At 39.4% G+C, this 17,406-nt stretch carries 20 protein-coding genes and 1 pseudogene; 5 read left to right on the top strand and 16 right to left on the bottom strand.

Features of this window, described 5'->3' with window-relative positions:
- The first annotated feature begins 29 nt into the window (after window positions 1–29).
- Together QMA12_RS18885 and QMA12_RS18880 are read left to right on the top strand one after the other, a co-directional pair.
- Window positions 30–458: an organic hydroperoxide resistance protein gene (locus tag QMA12_RS18885; protein ID WP_087533173.1), complete on the top strand. Its 429-nt coding sequence runs from the start codon at window positions 30–32 to the stop codon at window positions 456–458.
- 159 nt (window positions 459–617) lie between these two features.
- Window positions 618–2,738: a methyl-accepting chemotaxis protein gene (locus tag QMA12_RS18880; RefSeq protein WP_087533174.1), complete on the top strand. Its 2,121-nt coding sequence runs from the start codon at window positions 618–620 to the stop codon at window positions 2,736–2,738.
- A 58-nt stretch (window positions 2,739–2,796) separates the two neighbouring features.
- On the opposite strand, the gene QMA12_RS18875 is transcribed toward QMA12_RS18880, so the two are convergent.
- The gene (locus QMA12_RS18875) at window positions 2,797–3,384 is read right to left on the bottom strand and encodes a TetR/AcrR family transcriptional regulator (RefSeq protein WP_290211054.1); all 588 of its coding nucleotides are present in this window, start codon (window positions 3,382–3,384) and stop codon (window positions 2,797–2,799) included.
- Window positions 3,385–3,494: 110 nt separating this feature from the next.
- Here QMA12_RS18875 and QMA12_RS18870 point away from each other — a divergent pair, with 110 nt between their 5' ends.
- The gene (locus QMA12_RS18870) at window positions 3,495–4,037 is read left to right on the top strand and encodes a carboxymuconolactone decarboxylase family protein (RefSeq protein ID WP_087533176.1); all 543 of its coding nucleotides are present in this window, start codon (window positions 3,495–3,497) and stop codon (window positions 4,035–4,037) included.
- 27 nt (window positions 4,038–4,064) lie between these two features.
- Here QMA12_RS18870 and QMA12_RS18865 read toward each other — a convergent pair whose 3' ends face one another.
- Window positions 4,065–4,595 carry a hypothetical protein gene (locus QMA12_RS18865; protein ID WP_290211053.1) on the bottom strand — a complete coding sequence of 177 codons (531 nt, stop codon included), beginning with the start codon at window positions 4,593–4,595 and terminating at the stop codon, window positions 4,065–4,067.
- Window positions 4,596–4,750: 155 nt separating this feature from the next.
- Between QMA12_RS18865 and QMA12_RS18860 the strand changes: the two genes are divergently transcribed.
- Both QMA12_RS18860 and QMA12_RS18855 read left to right on the top strand, forming a co-directional pair.
- The gene (locus tag QMA12_RS18860; protein ID WP_290211052.1) at window positions 4,751–5,002 is read left to right on the top strand and encodes a DUF1294 domain-containing protein; all 252 of its coding nucleotides are present in this window, start codon (window positions 4,751–4,753) and stop codon (window positions 5,000–5,002) included.
- Window positions 5,003–5,046: 44 nt separating this feature from the next.
- Window positions 5,047–6,267, top strand: a complete 1,221-nt coding sequence (locus QMA12_RS18855; protein WP_290211051.1) for an iron-containing alcohol dehydrogenase — start codon at window positions 5,047–5,049, stop codon at window positions 6,265–6,267.
- 8 nt (window positions 6,268–6,275) lie between these two features.
- Here QMA12_RS18855 and QMA12_RS18850 read toward each other — a convergent pair whose 3' ends face one another.
- The 14 genes and pseudogenes from QMA12_RS18850 to QMA12_RS18785 all read right to left on the bottom strand — a co-directional run.
- Window positions 6,276–7,361, bottom strand: coding sequence for a rhomboid family intramembrane serine protease (locus QMA12_RS18850; RefSeq protein WP_290211050.1), 1,086 nt, complete (start codon window positions 7,359–7,361; stop codon window positions 6,276–6,278).
- Entirely contained in the window at window positions 7,351–7,986 is a 636-nt protein-coding gene (locus QMA12_RS18845; protein WP_290211049.1) for a hypothetical protein, read from the bottom strand. Before QMA12_RS18845 ends, QMA12_RS18850 begins: the two co-directional genes overlap by 11 nt.
- Before the next feature lie 138 nt (window positions 7,987–8,124).
- Window positions 8,125–8,466, bottom strand: coding sequence for a PEGA domain-containing protein (locus tag QMA12_RS18840; RefSeq protein ID WP_290211048.1), 342 nt, complete (start codon window positions 8,464–8,466; stop codon window positions 8,125–8,127).
- Window positions 8,467–8,805: 339 nt separating this feature from the next.
- Window positions 8,806–9,150 carry an immunity protein YezG family protein gene (locus QMA12_RS18835; protein ID WP_290211047.1) on the bottom strand — a complete coding sequence of 115 codons (345 nt, stop codon included), beginning with the start codon at window positions 9,148–9,150 and terminating at the stop codon, window positions 8,806–8,808.
- Between the two features lie 24 nt (window positions 9,151–9,174).
- A complete protein-coding gene (locus tag QMA12_RS18830) occupies window positions 9,175–9,846 on the bottom strand; it encodes an SMI1/KNR4 family protein (protein ID WP_290211046.1) in 672 nt (223 codons plus the stop codon).
- 17 nt (window positions 9,847–9,863) lie between these two features.
- On the bottom strand, window positions 9,864–10,715 hold the full coding sequence (locus QMA12_RS18825) for a hypothetical protein (protein WP_290211045.1): 852 nt from the start codon (window positions 10,713–10,715) through the stop codon (window positions 9,864–9,866).
- A gap of 167 nt (window positions 10,716–10,882) precedes the next feature.
- Window positions 10,883–11,227: a DUF600 domain-containing protein gene (locus tag QMA12_RS18820; protein WP_290211044.1), complete on the bottom strand. Its 345-nt coding sequence runs from the start codon at window positions 11,225–11,227 to the stop codon at window positions 10,883–10,885.
- Between the two features lie 38 nt (window positions 11,228–11,265).
- Entirely contained in the window at window positions 11,266–11,718 is a 453-nt protein-coding gene (locus QMA12_RS18815; protein WP_290211043.1) for an SMI1/KNR4 family protein, read from the bottom strand.
- 10 nt (window positions 11,719–11,728) lie between these two features.
- Complete coding sequence (locus QMA12_RS18810) at window positions 11,729–12,598, bottom strand: HNH/ENDO VII family nuclease (RefSeq protein ID WP_290211042.1); 870 nt, start codon at window positions 12,596–12,598, stop codon at window positions 11,729–11,731.
- A 148-nt stretch (window positions 12,599–12,746) separates the two neighbouring features.
- Window positions 12,747–13,091 (bottom strand): immunity protein YezG family protein, encoded by a 345-nt coding sequence (locus tag QMA12_RS18805; RefSeq protein ID WP_290211041.1) that lies wholly within the window; start codon window positions 13,089–13,091, stop codon window positions 12,747–12,749.
- 22 nt (window positions 13,092–13,113) lie between these two features.
- Window positions 13,114–13,641 carry a hypothetical protein gene (locus QMA12_RS18800; protein ID WP_290211040.1) on the bottom strand — a complete coding sequence of 176 codons (528 nt, stop codon included), beginning with the start codon at window positions 13,639–13,641 and terminating at the stop codon, window positions 13,114–13,116.
- 1 nt (window position 13,642) lies between these two features.
- Window positions 13,643–15,478 carry a hypothetical protein gene (locus QMA12_RS18795; RefSeq protein WP_290211039.1) on the bottom strand — a complete coding sequence of 612 codons (1,836 nt, stop codon included), beginning with the start codon at window positions 15,476–15,478 and terminating at the stop codon, window positions 13,643–13,645.
- Window positions 15,479–15,991: 513 nt separating this feature from the next.
- On the bottom strand, window positions 15,992–16,852 hold the full coding sequence (locus QMA12_RS18790) for an immunity 49 family protein (RefSeq protein ID WP_290295296.1): 861 nt from the start codon (window positions 16,850–16,852) through the stop codon (window positions 15,992–15,994).
- A gap of 12 nt (window positions 16,853–16,864) precedes the next feature.
- Window positions 16,865–17,406 (bottom strand): annotated as a pseudogene (locus tag QMA12_RS18785) (type IV secretion protein Rhs); the annotation flags it as partial.

Raw genomic sequence — 17,406 nt, 5'->3', positions numbered from 1 at the left:
TCATTTAATTTAAGTAATAGGAGAAGGTTATGAAAGAATTACAAGGTGTAGCATACACAGCAAATGCAACGGCGACGGGTGGCCGTGAAGGTACTGCAAAATCTGATGATGGCCGTTTAGATGTGGCTTTATCGACACCTAAAGGTCTTGGCGGTGACGATGGCCAAGGTACTAACCCTGAACAATTATTTGCAGCAGGTTATGCCGCTTGTTTTATCGGTGCGTTAAAGCTAGTTGCAGGCCAAGCAAAAGTTAAATTACCCGCTGACACTCGAATAGATTCAGAAGTATCTATTGGTCCTATCGAGGGGGGGTTTGGTATTGCCGTTAAGCTTGCGATATTTGTTGGTGATGTTGATAAAGACACTGCTAATGAATTAGTTGCCAAAGCTCATGAAGTTTGCCCGTATTCAAATGCGACTCGTGGCAATATTGCGGTTGAGCTGTCTGTTATTTAAAGTGTTTAAATACCAACTTAACAACCTGTTAAGTTGGTGTCTCTATAGCCACCTAGCATGACAGATACACTAAGTTAATCATGTTTTTTCAATAATCTACTATATCATTCTCTAATTAGGCTAAACTCTATATGTTGTTTTAATTATAGGATCGAACGAATGCGGCAATTAGCATTATCAAAAAAGTTACTTTGGCTAACTGTAGGCAGTATTTTTATTACTGTGTTTGTATTATCAAGTGTTTTATGGTGGCAGCTATCAAGTAGTAACAAAGTTCTTTCGAGTGAAGCTGAAGAGCTTATTGTTGCTGAAGTTGAAGAAAAACTCACGGCAAATGCAGCAGCCTATGGTGAACGAATTGCAGGTTTTATAAATGAAGCTTACAGAGTTCCGTTTTCATTTGCAGCCATTGTTGGAAGTCAAGATGCTGCGAGTACGCTTAGCCGTGAATCTGTCGTGCAACTTAATAAATCATTGATTGAAAGAAACAGCAATATTTCCTCTATTTACTCGCAATTTGAAGCAAATGGTTTTGACAACAAAGACGCACAATTTACTCGAGGGTATACTCACTCAGTGGCCGGAGCCGGCACTTTAGAAGTTTATTTTACTCGTAGCAGAGAAGGGGTTATAGAGCAGCAGGTTGTTGAGGATGTTGATGAAAAATATGTTACCACTTTAAATGAGTTTGGCCAGCGCGAAGCCGAGTGGTATTTATGTGCAAAAGACACCAAGACCTCTTGTATTATGGAGCCTTACCTTTACGAAATTTCTCCAGGTTACTCAGAAATGATGACGTCGCTAGTTGTGCCAGTGCTTAGAAATGACCGCTTTATCGGTGTAACAGGGGTTGATCTAACACTTCCTGTATTTCAAACCATGACAGAGCAGCTGTCAAAAGACTTATATAATGGCCAAGCCAGAGTAACACTTTTAAGCTCGCTAGACTTAGTAGTTGGCAGCAGTCACTACAAAGATAAATTGGGCCGGCCTTTGAAAGAGGCAGTATCAAATAGCTTAGTAACGAGCTTTGAACGATTAAAAGAAGAAGCGGGCATTCATAAAGTTAATAACGAGTACCTGGTTAATTATCCAATTGCAATTAAGCTGGCAGGCAAACAGTGGAATTTATTGATTGAAGTGCCCACAGAGCTTGCATTAAGTGGTCCTCAAGCATTAGCAAAAACAATGGACGATAATGCCAGCACCCTCGGCGGACTTATTTTAATTACAGGTATTGTCATCGCTGCAGTGGCCTTTTTTGTCATGTTAATCGTTATTAAGAGTATAATTGCACCGCTACAACAAATTCAAAAAAGGGTAGATAACCTGGCTAGCAGTGAAGGTGACCTAACTCAGACGCTTAGCGTAGACTCACATGCTGAATTAATTGCTTTAGCCTACGGGTTTAATGCCTTTTTAGCCAAGCTGCGTGATTTAATTGCCCAGTTAAAAGATGTGTCAGGTCAAACGAAAGAGCAAGCGCAAACTGCCGCGCATGTTGCATTAGACACCAAGCAAAATGTTCAGTCTCAATTTCAAGAAATAGAAAGTGTGGTTACGGCGATGAATGAAATGAGCGCCACTGCATTAGAAGTTGCGCGAGCATCAGAGCAGTCAGCACAGCAAGCTGACGAAATAAACTCTTTGGTTGTCAGCAGTGAGGCGAGCTTATCATCTGCGGTATCACAAGTTAAAACTATGTCTGATGAAATTCAACAAGCAAATCAAGCGGTCGAGAAGGTCGCCGCACGCAGTAATGACATTACTCAAATATTAGATGTAATTCGCACCATTGCAGAACAAACAAACTTGCTTGCACTTAATGCAGCCATTGAGGCCGCCCGCGCTGGAGAGCAGGGCCGTGGCTTTGCTGTTGTAGCGGATGAAGTCAGAGCGCTTGCGTCAAAAACTCGCTCTTCTACCGATGATATTAGTGGTTTGATCGATAGCCTTCAGCTTGAGGTTGGTAATGCATCTTCTGTTATTGAAAAAGGGGTAGTACGAGCCCAAACAGCCGTTGATGAAACAACCGTTGCATTTGATGCGCTTCATAGCGTAGTGACAAAAGTAGAAGACATAACAGGACAGATCACGCAAATTGCCACAGCAGCTGAAGAGCAAAGCTCGGTAACAGAAGAAATTAACCGTAACTTGACGTTGATTTCAGATGCCGCATCGCAATTAGCTGACCTTTCTACGCAAGCGGGTGATGGTAGCCAAATGCTAAATCAACTGGTTGCCCAGCAAGATGATGAGCTAAATAAACTTAAAACCTAAAACACTCAATAGTGACTTGGCAGTAAGTGATTACTGCCATTTTAACCCTGTTTAGGCTTTAAAGTTGCTTAATAGAGATAAACATTTGATCAATCAAGGCATCAGTTAACACGTGTGTGTTTGGTCTATTTAAGTAGCTACGCAAGCCTGTGAATTGAATTTGAAAATAGCGCGCATATTCGATTGCAGCAATACGTGTATCAAGCTCTTTAGCGTACTGAGCCTTTTCAAACAGGGTTGTTAGAAATGCCTCAAATTGGTTTGCAAGGTCGTTGCTCAATAATTTTAGTGTTGGCTCATCTTCGGTAAACTCATTATTCGCTTTGACTAACATGCACAACATACTTGGCGCGCATTGAGCATCTTCAATGAGTACCTTTTTCACAAAAGCAGTTAAACCATCAAGTATGTTTTCGTGTTCATCAAGCGCAGCTAAAAGCTGGCTTTGCATAAATTGTGCATAGTCTTTAATTGCTTCACAATAGAGACCTTCTTTAGAGCCAAATGCAGCGTAAATACTGCCTGGGCGCATGTTGATAGCATTTTGCAGATCGCGAGTCGATGTGGCGTTAAAGCCTTTTTGCCAGAACAAATGACCCGCTGTACGTATCACTTCATCACGCTCGAATTTTACTTTATTGACCATTACATAAATACTCTATTTGAACACTTGCTCAATTTTAACTTGAACACTCGCTCAAAATCAAATAGTATGAACTCGAACATACTTAAACACTTTCAATTTGGAGTTAAATAATGGCTGAATTTACTTTATACACGCAAGAAAACGCCCCTGAAGCGGCAAAACCTTTAATGGAAAAGTCAGTAGCAGCGTTTGGTATGCTACCTAATTTACATGCAGTAATGGCACAAGCGCCAACATTGCTTGAAGGCTACCAGGTTCTTCATGAGTTATTTCAAAATACTTCGTTTAATGCAGAAGAGTTAACAGTAGTATGGCAAACAATCAACGTTGAGCATGAATGTCATTATTGTGTGCCTGCACACAGCGCGATTGCAGCGAGTATGAAAGTTGATGAAGGCATCGTTGATGCGCTTGTAAATAAAACACCATTGGCAGATGAAAAGCTTGAAACTCTTCGTGAAACAACACTTGCGATGACGCAAAACCGTGGTGTGATCAGCGATGAGCAAATCGAAAAGTTTTTTGCTGCAGGTTATGCGCAGCAGCAGTTGCTTGAAATTGTGTTAGGTTTATCGCAAAAAGTGATGAGCAACTACACCAATCACCTTGCAGATACACCAGTAGACGAACCGTTTAAAAAGTTCGCTAAGTAAGTATACTTGCGCGGGTGAAAGCCCGCGTTATTTAAATTTCACTTTCTTGCCACTGCGTATATAAATACGCTCTTCGGGCTTGGTCCATTCGCCTTTTTTTAAATAGGAAGTAAGCACAATAAATTTGTTATCGATGTATTCGCTGGTGGAACGAACTTTGGTTATTCCCTCTTTCGAGCCTGTGACTGTTTCGTAAGCGACAAATTTTGTGGGCGATAAGACAGTCATGGTGCCTTTAGTATAAAAGCCTGCGGTAGTGAAATAATAAAATACGATTGACTGTTCTTTACTATCCCAAAAAATCATTGACTCCCCACCATACACCCCTTCATTAATTGAATGCGAAGTGCGAATGGCTTTCCCGTTTAAAGCACGCTCCCACAAACTGACATCTTGAATGGGTGGTTTTCCTGGTTCTACTTTAAAGTCAGCTTGCCACGTGCCTAGGTAAGGTTTAAATACAGCAAGCTCTTTTGCTATATCAGCTGAATCATTGGCGATTGCTACGTTAGTCGCTGTTAAGTAAAGGGTTAGTAAAATGGTTTTTAAATATGACATAATTAGAGCTTGTTATTATTTATAGTCTCAGTATAGGTTAACGCTTGTTAATAAAAAAAGTATTATTGTTGTTTTCGAGCAGTTTTTTAGCTTTTTTAGCGATTAGTGGATTTTTAGAATACTGGCCGACGATGCTCTCAAGTGTCTATCTGTTTATGAGTACAATCACCATTTTAGTTTATAAGTGGGATAAGCGTTTAGCGATAGACACAGCAAATCAAACACTCAGAGTACCAGAGCGTAGCTTGCATATTTTAGCCTTATTATGTGGCTGGCCAGGAGCATTAATAGCTCAGCAGTGGTTTCGGCATAAATCTAAGAAGCGACCATTCATCGCTGTATTATGGTTAACGATTATTATCAACAGCAGCGCATTGGCTTACCTTTACTATTGGCAATATCTCTAATTTAAGTGCAGTATTAGGTACTACAAATTTATAAGATTACCTTTATGACCATTTTTTATCGTTGCTATCACTTTGCTTTAAAATGTATTGTTATCTTTATCGGTATTCCTAATCCACGTTTGTACACAGGGTATAGTGGCTTAGCGCAATGGTTACAAACTTGGCAAACAGAAAAGCCTTTGTTAGTCATAAGTGATGCAACATTATTAAAACTCGGAGTGCTTAAAAAAACATTAGCATCATTAGATGAGCAACAAATAAAGTGGCATTTATATACTGATGTAGCGCCTAACCCAAGCATTGATAACGTTGAAAAGGGCGTACAAGTGTATAACGCTCAACAATGTGCAGGTATCATCGCTGTTGGCGGTGGCTCGGTGTTAGATTGCGCTAAACTAATAGCAGCCCGTTCAGTAAAGCCAAAAAAGTCAGTTAAACAATTAAAGGGGCTATTTAAAGTATTAAAAAAACTTCCCCCTCTGTGCGCTATTCCTACAACGGCAGGTACAGGTTCTGAAACAACCGTTGCTGCTGTTGTAAATGATCCACAAACTCAAAAAAAGTATGCCGCTACCGATTTTTCTTTGGTGCCTAGTGATGCGATTCTAATCGCCGAGCTTACTCAGTCAGTCCCTGATTTTATTACCGCAGCAACCGGTATCGATGCACTGACACATGCAATAGAGTCATACATAGGTAAAATAGGGCTAAACTTTAGTGATCAAAAATCATTGCAAGCGATTGAGCTTATAATCAACAACTTGCCAACAGCTTATAATGATGGAGATAACTTAGTGGCCAGAGAAAATATGTTGTTAGCGTCATTTTACGCAGGACAAGCATTTACTCGAGCATCGGTAGGTTATGTTCATGCCATTGCACATCAGTTTGGTGCACGTTATGGGACCGCGCATGGTTTGGCTAATAGTGTATTGCTCATGCCGGTGCTTAAATTTTATGGTCCAGTTATCTCCCCTAAACTTGCAGAGGTGGCCGATTACTGTAAATTGACCCAGCCAGATCAAAGCATAGAAGTTAAAGCGAACATTTTACTTACTACCATAGAGCAGTTATTAGAGGTACTCAACATTCCAAAACACCTGCCAGAGATACAACGCAGTGATATTAAAGAGCTAGCAAAAGCGGCATTAAAAGAGGCGCATCCGGATTACCCTGTGCCTGCTTTTATGAACCAAGCACAGTGTGAGGTGATTATTCGTGAAGTGTATATACAACAGCCTTCAAAAACGAAGACTGTTTGTTAAATGTACTGTTAACGCTTAAGTTGGGCCTGTGGTTGATTTAATAAGCGAATAATTGGGTTCGCTTGAATTACTTTGGCTTTTAGCACATAGCCAATCAGTAAGCCTGCAATAAAGCCACCGATGTGCGCGCCATAATCTACACCATCCGGTGCAGAGAGCATACCAAATATATTAATGCCAAGCCAAATCACAAAGAACCAAACAGCGGAGATTTTTTTCTGATATATAATGATCATAAACGTTAAGCTGGCATGTCTAAACCACATTAAATACATACCAAATAATCCGGCTATTGCACCACTGGCACCTACGCTTGGTATGGTTGAACTTGGGTGAACAATAAAACTGGCAAATGATGCAGCCAAACCACAAATCAAATACCACATTAAAAACTTTTTATGGCCGAGTACATCTTCAAGGTTATCACCAATAATATACAAAAAGTACATATTGCCTACTAAATGCATAATTGAACCGTGTAAGAAAACGCAGGTGAGCACAGTCCATAGCTGTTCCCCTTGCGATATTTTACTCGGGTTCATAGCAAATAACTCAAGTGTGGCCATGAAGGTGCCGCTATTGAAAAAATACAATGCAAAAATTATCGCATTAACGGCAATTAGGCCACGCGTTACCCAAGGTGTTTGCTTAGGCTTGAGGTTATATTCAACAGGCATCTGTGTCAAAAATTGAAACAAATACGTTTTCCAGTTAATTTTTTGGTTTAGCTCATTCAAACTTACTTTTAGTTCAGGGCTGTTTTCAACGCTTTCTAATTGATCTTTTTCAATCCAGCTGCCATCACAATGGCGACACACATCAATTTCTGTATGAAAATCTTCGAGTAGATGGAAGCGTTCAAGGTTTTTTTTACAATCAGGGCAATCCAGCTTTGAAATACCCAGTGATTCACCAAAATGAGTTTCGTATTTTTCACCTATAGGCCCTTCATTGATCTCGGCAATCATACGGTTTACTTCGTTTTTTTCAAACCATAAACCACCACATTGGCGGCAGATATCAATTTCTTCACCGTGGTAGTGGGTTACATCTAATGGGTTATCTTTGCAGTGCGGGCAAATTTTAGTTGGCATGACTAGAGTCCTTTAGTGAGCCGATAATAATATCGTTTTGTTTTAATTCTTGTTGTAAGTGCAAAGCACTTGCTTGTAGCTGCGGTAAGGTTTGTTTTTCAATGATGTCGGTAATTTTATTAAGCTCTATTGATGCTTGTCGAGCAGACATTTGTCGCTTTAGCGCAGCGTTAATTACAAACTCAGCACGGCTATAAAAGCGTCTAATTTGCGTTAAAAAGATACTTGGCGTTTCAAGCGTTGTCGGTGAATACTGCATCGTTTGCCAAATGTACTTTTCTAAAGTGGGTTTATGCTTTTCCAGTTCATTGTTGTGCGGGCTTTTAGCTAACAATAACGAATAGCTTTTTATGTTTGAAAGATTATCACTTACTTCATGGTAAAGTGATGTTCGCAAATAATAGTTATCTTCCATTTTACTGTAGCTATCAAACTTCAAGGCTTGTTCTAAACCACTTTGTGCGGCTAGGTAAACGCCAAAGATAGTTGAAAGTACTAAGAATACTTGATTTAACCAAAAACCAGTGCTCTTCAGCTCTTTATGATCTGCGGTTTTTAATACATTAGATATTCGTGGGCGTTGCTGGCTATCGGTATCGCTTGAATGGTTGTGTGATTGCTCCACAATAAACTACCTTGTTTGGTTATCGTCCTTAAATGAGCTTGAAAGAATACTGATATTTTATAGTTTGTTCAATTAAATTAGTGGTATTCAGAGTTTAAATATTGATGGCAAGATAGATTACTTGCCATCCTAGCGTTATTAAGGGGCTTGACTTGCTTCAATCGGATCTAATTCGATTGTGAGAATCGTTTTTTTGTCAACTTGCACCCATTTCCTATAAGTTAAGTAGCCATCTTTAGTCACTTCTATATCATATTTCCCTTCATCGAGTTCAATGCCTGCTTGGTATTTGGGTTTTATATTCATAATACGGATTCGGGCATCTTCAGGAGAAGTCAGAACAGTTAAAGAAATAATATTATTCTCCTGCTCTTCGGCTATGATAGGTTGTTCTTCAGGGGTAGGTTCAGGTGTGACTTCAGGGCTACTTGAACAACCTGATAGCATCAGTATTGCAACTAACGCACTTAAATATTTCATAATTACTCCATTAAATTGTTCATAATAAACATCTTTGTTTATAGAACTTACAGTTATGAATATCATGAAATAACAGAGTAGGTTTTGTTTCTACTTCAGTCTTCCATGACTTTCATATTTTTAGATTATAAATCAGTGCGCATTTTAGTATGTATCAAGTTAAGGTTCAAATCATAGTTGCAAAAAAAGACAGCTTTTCCTAGTTTGTTATAATAATTACAATAAAAAAATAGATTGAAATTCTTGCAGACCAGTTCGTAACGGTGAGGTGGTTAAGCTTAGCTTTATTCGGGGTTATATTGATTTCCATAGTATTGTAATAAGTCATTCATTTTTAAGTTAGTACTTACTTTTGGCGGTGGTAATGTCTTCATCGGTATTATCACGCTCAAAATTCAAGTTAAACCGACCTTGCCGATTTATGGTGAAAATAGCGCGCGTCCAGTTTTCTGGTTGGTGCTTGGTTGCATTCTCAAAAAGGGTGTTGAATAAATTGATTATCTCGTCTGTCACGGTAATTGGCTGTTCGCTTGAGTCATCCGCTGTTTGGTAATGCGCTGTGCATTCAAGTTTATTTTCATCTTCGCAATTTAAAATAAGGTGTGCTTTAAGCCATGGCTCATTAATTTGCTGATAAAGGTACTGACCGAGTTGTTGGGGGATGTTTTTAGTGTCTGGTTGCATGTGCTGTCCTTAGCGTGTTGATGACTAATCTTCAAAACCAATTGTTAGCCAAGTATCAATTGTTGCCCAAAAGTCTATATTTTTAGTTGGTAACTCATTAGACCACCAAATTAAAGAGTCTTCAGAGCCCTTTATTCGATTAAAACAAATGTATCCTCCAGCACCATTAGTAAAAATGCTCTTGAATTTGTTTAAGTCTATATCAATATCGTTATCTTCTAATATTTCCCAGTCATACTCATCTAATAATTCATGCTCATCAATTGGTAAAAGCCCCATTGAATTTGAGACTAAGTAGTTAAAGCCATTGAAGTGTGTGTAAAACTCTTTTAAATCATTTGAAAGTAGAGCATAGCACTCTGTTAATTCAATGTTTTTTGGGTTTTTAGATTGATAATATAGAACCTGTTTTCCTGATAATGAACGAACGCCAAAAATTAAATGATAGTCGTCAAAGTAATATGCTAAATCAATAGATTCAAGATGTTCTGCTAGATATTCATAGGTTAGTTCTAAATTTATATTAAACTTTCTAAATAATTTAATTGTACGATCAATTTTCAAATCATTTTCTTGAAATATTTCTGCCCAGATTTCAGGTATTGCCGCTTTGACATCCCCGGATAAATTTTTAGTGTCTATAACCTCTGGCTGGTCAAAATAGTCAGCTAAAAACTTCTTTAAATCATTTTTCATTGAAAATTACCTTTAATTTATTTTGCTAAAATATCGATCTTTCTTTGAATCTCTAATTCTAATTCTGTCTCTAGTTTCATCATTTTTTCTCTAAACTCTGGAGATACTTTAATTCCACCTTTTTTATATTCAATCCACTCTGAAAAACTTTTTGAGCCTTTAGATGTATTAGCTGTTTTACTCAGCCCAATGAAGTTCATTGGGTCATTGAGTACTTGCTTTTGTTGTTCCAATGTTAGCCTTTCAAAGCCCTTCATTCTAGTTATTTTGTCCATTGGAACAACGTGATCGGCTTCTAAGCGTCCGGTGACCACTAGTCCTGGCAGCGCTTCATCAGGATAAGGTGGCTTTTTGTTCTTATTTACTTGATTTCTGATTTCTGGGGATGGTGTAGACCTTCTTAGCTTTGCATATAATTCAGGAGCTACTCTCCTATCTTTTCTATTACTTTTAGCCCCTTTTAAATCATTCCCTTTAGGCGCTTCTAATTCATTGGCAACTGTTTTCTTCGGTTTGCCCACAACACCTGTACTTGCCGGTGGCTCAAATTCATCGAGGGCTTTGTTTACGCGATTGCCAATTTCGTTTGCGGCGTTTTTTACGCCTTGGTCAATTTGCGGGGTGACTTCATCAAGCTGTTTAACCATGGCTTGCATGCCGTCAATGGCCGAGTCTGGCAGCAGTAAATCATATTTCCAGCTGGTTGAAATGTCTTGTAATGTATCTCTAAAGCCTTTGATGACGGCTTTGACTTCACTGGCGCTTGTTTGCCTAAATTCTGCCAGTTTATTTTCCGTAAGTATTTTACAGGGTCGCCTTTGCCTACTTTCGTTGGGTAAAAGCCGGAGCACTGCAATGGCGGCTTCCATCGATTCACCGCTGTTTTTAATGACGACTTTACCCACGCCTTTTATAGCAGAGTATTTAAGCTTTTCTGGTGTAAAAGCTAATGAAAGGCTAGGGCGGCAATCTTTAAAAGACTGTAGCGCCTAGCCTTACAACATCCATGTTGTTAAAGAGCGGGTAGCAGTATTGTTTAATGCGTTTGCAACGCAGTAATAACGTCATCATCGGTATTATCACGCTCAAAGTTCAGGTTAAACTGACCTTGCCGTGTAATAGTAAAAATAGCGCGCGTCCAGTTTTCGGGTTGGTGCTTGGTGGCTTTAACAAATAAAACGTTGAATAAATCGACTATCTCGATAGACACAGGGATTAGGTGTTCGTTTGAGTCATCTGCTGTTTGATAGTGAGCTATACATTCCAGTTGGTCTTCATCTTCGCAATTTAAAATCAGTTTTGCTTCAAGCCATGGCTCATTAATTTGCTGATAAAGGTACTGACCAAGTTGTTGGGAAATGTTTTTTATGTCTGGTTGCATGTGCTGTCCTTAGCGTGTTTAATTAGCTTAAATAGATTCTACGAGATTCTAAGTTCAACATACTCACAAAAGAATGAGAGGAAGGAGTCAGCTATTACTCCGTCAACTTGTTTTTTAAATAAATTATAATTAACCATTGGGTATTCTTTTTCTTGGGTATTAGAATCTAAGCACCAACAAATTTCATTTTCTTTATAAAAAATCACAATTAAATGGGGGGGTAATTCAAATGTTTCCCTGCAATCTAGTGTGTCACCTAATATCGTTCCTCCACGCTTCAAAGTAGCATTATTATCTTCAATACCAGATACCTCAGCATCGATTGTTCCACCTCCACCACATTCTTTTAAAAAACCAACTAATGAAGGTGGGAGTTTTATTGAAATTAGCTGTTCAAGCAGCGCTATTTCTTTCAAGTCAGCCGAACCTTGCCAAAAGGTTTCGTGTTCACTCAAATCAAGTTGTTTGATTAACTCACTATATTTATTCATACAGATTTACCTACTCAAAATCTTTTGCTCTAAGTTTCCAGTACTCTTTTTTAAATTTTTCATACTGATATTGGAGCGAAGGGTTATTCCTAAAGCTTTTACCATCTTCGATTAGACCATGTAAAGCTTTATGGTGCTTTTTATGGATCGAAGATAAAAGCTCAACCATTGGGCTTGGCTCTTGTCCCAAAATGTGGTGTAAGTTTATTTGCTTGCCGTCTTTGCCTATAGGGGCATTACCATTTTTCATTAAATCAAGATTTGACCACCCATCTTCAATTTTAGCTCTAATACTTTTATGGACACTTGAATCAACATGTGTCGGTATTCCAGATATAAAGTCAAGATCGGTTTTATACACCTTGCGATTATTAACTAAATTTGAGCTGTATTTTTTGTCGGTTGAGTTAGAGGTTTTTTTACTTTTAGCCCCCTTTAAATCATTCCCTTCTGGGGCTTCAAGCTCATTAGCAACTGTTTTCTTCGGTTTACCTACCACACCTGTACTTGCCGGTGGCTCAAATTCATCGAGGGCTTTATTTACACGATTGCCAATTTCATTTGCGGCGTTTTTAACGCCTTGGTCAATTTTTGGGGTGACTTCATCAAGTTGTTTGACCATGCCTTGCATGCCGTCAATGGCCGAGTCTGGTAGCAGAAGATCGTATTTCCAGCTGGTAGAAATATCTTGCAAGGTATCTCTAAAGCCTTTGATGACCGCTTTGACTTCACTGGCGCTTGTTTGCCTAAATTCTGCCAGTTTATTTTCCGTAAGTATTTTACAGGGTCGCCTTTGCCTACTTTCGTTGGGTAAAAGCCGGAGCACTGCAATGGCGGCTTCCATCGACTCACCGCTGTTTTTAATGACGACTTTACCCACGCCTTTTATAGCAGAGTATTTAAGCTTTTCTGGTGTAAAAGCTAATGAAAGGCTAGGGCGGCAATCTTTAAAAGACTGTAGCGCCTAGCCTTACAACATCCATGTTGTTAAAGAGCGGGTAATTATTTACTTGAATTTAAGTTATTTATTAATGTGTTTGTTGTGCGGTGATAACGTCATCATCGGTATTGTCACGCTCAAAGTTCAGGTTGAACTGACCTTGGCGACTAATAGTAAAAATAGCGCGCGTCCAATTTTCTGGCTGGTGTTTGGTGGCACTTTCAAATAGGGTATTGAATAAATCAACTATCTCGTCTGTCACGGTAATTGGCTGGTCGCTTGTATCATCTTCTGTTTGATAATGAGCTGTACATTCAAGTACGTTTACATCTTCGCAATTTAAAATCAGTTGTGCTTCAAGCCATGGCTCATTAATTTGCTGATAAAGGTACTGGCCGAGTTGTTGAGGGATGTTTTTAGTATCTGGTTGCATATGCTGTCCTTAGCGGTAAAGCTTATAAAGTGCCATCTTCGTATTTTTTGGCAAGTTCTTTCCACGTATCAAAGAACCCTCCTTGGAAAAAATAGCTATCCGAAATACTAAGTATTTGGTAATTCGTTGTTTTGTAATTTTTCCTAGAATAGTTTGTTAAACTATAACCTTGATCGCCCCTAGCATTTAATCGCCCCATTAAGCGTGTCAGTCCTATTTTTTCATTTTCAACGAGGTTATCAGTGCTAATTTTGCCATGAGCTAATCCACCTTCGTGAGGCATTTTGGTAAAAAACTCAAATTTATTAACAAACCAAGGTAAAATAGATAATGGTGCATCAAATTGCCATGTTGATAAAAAATCAGGTTCATTTTTACGTTTGACTATTCGGTGCGAAACAATAGAAAGGTAATTGCTTTGTATAAAAAAAGATTCAAAATCACCAGGATAATTCAGTTTATCTTCAACTTTCACTAAAAGCCTGATGTCTTTAGGTGGTATTGCTGGGTCTTTGATTTCAACAAGAGGAGGAAAAAGTTGTTTGGTCATTTTAAATTCCGCTTTCAATTGGTTTAATAATTGGGGTGATATCTATCGCACTCCCAAATTGTTCTAAATTAATCAGCTTTCTCTCAAAGTTAAACGTTTCAACAGCACCATACTCTGTTCCTTCTAATAAATTTTTTGTTAAGCCATTGCCTAAAAAGTGCTGGTTATTACCAATGCTAGTTTGCATTTCAAGTCGCTTTTCGAATAGCTCAAATTCACTTTGATTTAAACCTAAGCTATTAAGGTAATCTAACGCTCCTTTTGTATCCCACTCAGCTTTCATAAAGTCAGAATTAAGTGCTTCAGTATAAAGCTCACTGTACTTAGTTTGAAATTCAGGGGTAAGCAGTGTATCTAATTGTTCTGGCGTGAATTTTTCTGATAGCTCTTCTCGTGCAAATTTATTGAGGTTTTCATAAGTCGGTACTAGGCTTTTGGTATCTGCCAGTGCGTGTGCTTGCTGTGTATCAATGATAACCAATGAATAATCGTTTTTGGGATTATAGTCAAGTCCAAGTACTTTACTGATAATTTCTGGGTCGGAGTCTGCATTCTCTAATTGGTCAAATGTCGTAGACCAATATTTTGCGCCAAATCCTGACTCACCTTGAAATGGCGCGCCCAATAAGCCAGGTTTGCCATCGTACTCTAAATATGATGACTCCATAAAACGAACATGGAAGCGTTCGTTAATTACACTTCCATCATTTGCTAATGCAATTAACTCATCATCGCTGTATTTAGCCACATAGCCATATTTTAATAAATTCTCTCTTGCCACGTCTAACCTTAACATGGCTTCTTGTAACGATTGAGGTTCAGGGCGTCGGCGCTTTGCTCCGGGCGTTAAGTTATCATCTACTTTTTCAATACGGTCAGTGTGCTGCTGCTCTGTATTACCTATGCGCGTATAATTTAAGCGTTTTAGCTTAATAGCCTCTGTGAGCTTTTGTATCGCTTGCGCAGCTTTTACGAAATAACGAGATTTAGACACAGCAGATATAACGGCACCGGCACCAAATGTGACTAATGCTAATAAAACCTCTAAGGCGAGCTTACCTACTAAACGTACTTTTTCAACACTGGAATGCGCATCAAAATAATCATAAGGGAAACTAGCGAGTAACTCTCTGGCTTCTTCATCTTGCGCAATCATGACTAACGTTTCAAAACCATCAGCGATGGCATCAAATGTATTGTCGGCACTTTCAAGTATTTGTTCGCACTCATGCCTAAGTGCCTCAACATCTCCGCGAGCAAGGTAGTCAAGTATGCGCCAACAAGCAGCCCCTAAATCATAAATACTGTCGCCGGCCCACTCTAAAAAGTCGCCAACGCCAGATACAATGCTCGACCCTTGCTCATACAATCCAGTCATAAATGCACCAGTATAAATAAGCCCTTGCATTGCTATATTTTCTTGCTCAATCAATTCTTCTTGAACTTTAGCTTGAGTACGAATTTCTTTTACCATAGCATTGAGATTGGTGCGTAAATCCGTGCGAAGCGTGACTAGCTCATCGTCAGGTGTACCTTGGTAGGTAACAGAATAGTTGCCAGCCGGTACATTTTGAATGGTAGCAATACCTGCAGATAATTGCCCTTCATATTGCCCGCCATTTGCATGGTCAATGACATAGCGAATATCTTCTACAGGTAGGCCATCATCGTAAAAATAACTGAGTTCGATAATCTTATCTTGAGCGGTGGCTATTCCGGACTCTGAAATATCAAAGCCAGTAATGTTTGCTATACTGGCAGGACTTGAGGCACTAGGGCTATTTGCCGTATCAGGGCTTTCAATGTCGTAATCCACTGGCCCATCAAAGGTTATCATGTTGCTGTCGAGGGTGAGAACATTGGTGGCGATGATGGTGGCATTGCCTTGGCGGTCGAGTTTAATTTCGCCGCCGGCGTTATGAATAATTAAATCACCTTGCCCAGAGCCGGTGATATTAATTGAGTCACTGGTTTGTAAAAAAGTAGAGCCGTTTGGTACGTTGAGCTTTAAATCACTGTTATTGGTTTTAAGTAAAATATCACTTTGGGCGTATATTTTTACTGCACGGCCAGAGACGAATGACAGTTCTTGGTCTGCTGTTACGCTGACTTCGTTGCCGTTAAGGTTTTGATTGCTTGGTGTTTAGCTCAAACTAAAGTTAACTCGCGAGGGGTTTCAAAATAACTTTTGGTCGTTGTCTAACGACTGCTTTTAAACGCGGGGTGAACCCGCTGCTACGAATTTATCTTTGCGTAAAAATGAAAGGCTAGGGCGCTAATCCTAAAAGATTGTAGCGCCTAACCTAACAACATCCATGTTGTTAAAGAGCGGGTTTATTTATATGTTCGTTTATGCTGGTTTTGGCGGATTGACATTGATTAACCAATCAGGAATATACTCATTTTCAACGGTGAGTTGATAACCTTTGACTTCTTTAGCGATAACGGCCATCGCTATAAGGGGAATTGCTAAACCTCCTCTACGGCTGCCCAAACGCTCTTCATCACTGTAATATTCCTTATGCAGTAATAAGGCCTTTTCCATGGCGCTGTTGTAGGCTTGCTCGCCGTCTTCAGTGAAAATCGCTTCGATGATAGAGACTAATGGCCACTTGAGACGACTGGCATACAAATACGCCTCATCAATAGGGTAATCATCTGGGTTTGAGGTGACATACGCTTGCTCAAGCAGCTGTGCTAAATCAGCGCTTGGGTTGAATAGCCCTTTGAGTAAATCAGCCAAGGCATAATCAAACGGCTTGAGTTGATTGCTGTAATTAGAGTTTACAAACACCTCATTGTCGATGGCGGTTAAAAAGTCAAGGGCCGCTTGGTTGCGTACGATAATCGCGGCATATAAAGCAAGTAGCCAAACTGGGTGCTCTGCGTTTTCAGGATTTTTCTTGCCAATCACCTCTAGGTATTCGTCATCATAAAAGAATGAAAAAGCCTTACCATCATTGGCGTTACTTTGAAAAATACCGTGCCCTAATTGTGAGGCGCGTAGCAGGTATAACCAAGCATGGTAGCTATTGGGGTTTTCAATGGCTTCCATTGGGAAAGTGTCTATTAGATTACGCTTAAAATGATTATGTAGCCCATGGCTAGGATCTTCTTGAATACGCCCAAGTCCTCCTTCTTGCAACCTATTGTATAACTTGATTGCTCTGTCATAGCTTCTTTGTGCAAAGCTGTAATGGCTTTTAATCATTTAAATTACTCCTTAAAATCCGATATCAAAAATTGATACATCAATGGTCTCGATTAGCCCTTTGTCATTGGCCTTTTGTTGTATGCCAATATACTCTAGGGCTTTGTTCTCTTTTGCAATTTCTAACTCATCCAGCATATCTTCAATGCCTTCAACCTGCTTGGTAAACGCCTCTTCGCCGACTTTACCATAGCGAGGGTCTTTTGTGAGTGTATCTAGTTTAGTTGTGTAATTATCAATCACAGAATCCATGTACCTGGCGGAGCCTTGCTGGGCACGTTCCTCTCCAGCCATTCTACTGCCCCATGTTGCATTACCGCCTTTACCTTCCATGATAAGGACTTTACCATCGTCAGTAACATACACTTGGTCAAACTCACCTTGTTTGCCATTACTGGGTAATTTGGTGTTTAACGGTTTGGCGTTAGGGTAGTTTTGTTGTACATAAATGCGGGCGGCTTCTTCACCTAAATCTTCACTGGCCAGTCGCATGGCTTTTTGTGCCTCTTTTAATGCTTTAGCGTCGCCTGCTAATAGCGCGGCATCACGTTGTG

Origin of the sequence: Pseudoalteromonas sp. APC 3893, from assembly GCF_030408095.1 — a bacterium.
Lineage (GTDB): Bacteria > Pseudomonadota > Gammaproteobacteria > Enterobacterales > Alteromonadaceae > Pseudoalteromonas.
Note: the sequence above shows the minus strand (reverse complement) of the source record. Positions and strands in the feature narration are given on the sequence as shown.

Coding starts and splice junctions, on each gene's coding strand:
- QMA12_RS18870 (WP_087533176.1), top strand. CDS start 3,495: ATGGCTGAATTTACTTTATACACGCAAGAAAACGCCCCTGAAGCGGCA.
- QMA12_RS18835 (WP_290211047.1), bottom strand. CDS start 9,150: ATGCAACCAGACACTAAAAACATCCCCCAACAACTCGGTCAGTACCTT.
- QMA12_RS18815 (WP_290211043.1), bottom strand. CDS start 11,718: ATGAATAAATATAGTGAGTTAATCAAACAACTTGATTTGAGTGAACAC.
- QMA12_RS18865 (WP_290211053.1), bottom strand. CDS start 4,595: ATGTCATATTTAAAAACCATTTTACTAACCCTTTACTTAACAGCGACT.
- QMA12_RS18885 (WP_087533173.1), top strand. CDS start 30: ATGAAAGAATTACAAGGTGTAGCATACACAGCAAATGCAACGGCGACG.
- QMA12_RS18800 (WP_290211040.1), bottom strand. CDS start 13,641: ATGACCAAACAACTTTTTCCTCCTCTTGTTGAAATCAAAGACCCAGCA.
- QMA12_RS18875 (WP_290211054.1), bottom strand. CDS start 3,384: ATGGTCAATAAAGTAAAATTCGAGCGTGATGAAGTGATACGTACAGCG.
- QMA12_RS18820 (WP_290211044.1), bottom strand. CDS start 11,227: ATGCAACCAGACATAAAAAACATTTCCCAACAACTTGGTCAGTACCTT.
- QMA12_RS18855 (WP_290211051.1), top strand. CDS start 5,047: ATGACCATTTTTTATCGTTGCTATCACTTTGCTTTAAAATGTATTGTT.
- QMA12_RS18795 (WP_290211039.1), bottom strand. CDS start 15,478: ATGATAACCTTTGATGGGCCAGTGGATTACGACATTGAAAGCCCTGAT.
- QMA12_RS18880 (WP_087533174.1), top strand. CDS start 618: ATGCGGCAATTAGCATTATCAAAAAAGTTACTTTGGCTAACTGTAGGC.
- QMA12_RS18860 (WP_290211052.1), top strand. CDS start 4,751: ATGAGTACAATCACCATTTTAGTTTATAAGTGGGATAAGCGTTTAGCG.
- QMA12_RS18840 (WP_290211048.1), bottom strand. CDS start 8,466: ATGAAATATTTAAGTGCGTTAGTTGCAATACTGATGCTATCAGGTTGT.
- QMA12_RS18830 (WP_290211046.1), bottom strand. CDS start 9,846: ATGAAAAATGATTTAAAGAAGTTTTTAGCTGACTATTTTGACCAGCCA.
- QMA12_RS18850 (WP_290211050.1), bottom strand. CDS start 7,361: ATGCCAACTAAAATTTGCCCGCACTGCAAAGATAACCCATTAGATGTA.
- QMA12_RS18825 (WP_290211045.1), bottom strand. CDS start 10,715: ATGGAAGCCGCCATTGCAGTGCTCCGGCTTTTACCCAACGAAAGTAGG.
- QMA12_RS18790 (WP_290295296.1), bottom strand. CDS start 16,852: ATGATTAAAAGCCATTACAGCTTTGCACAAAGAAGCTATGACAGAGCA.
- QMA12_RS18805 (WP_290211041.1), bottom strand. CDS start 13,091: ATGCAACCAGATACTAAAAACATCCCTCAACAACTCGGCCAGTACCTT.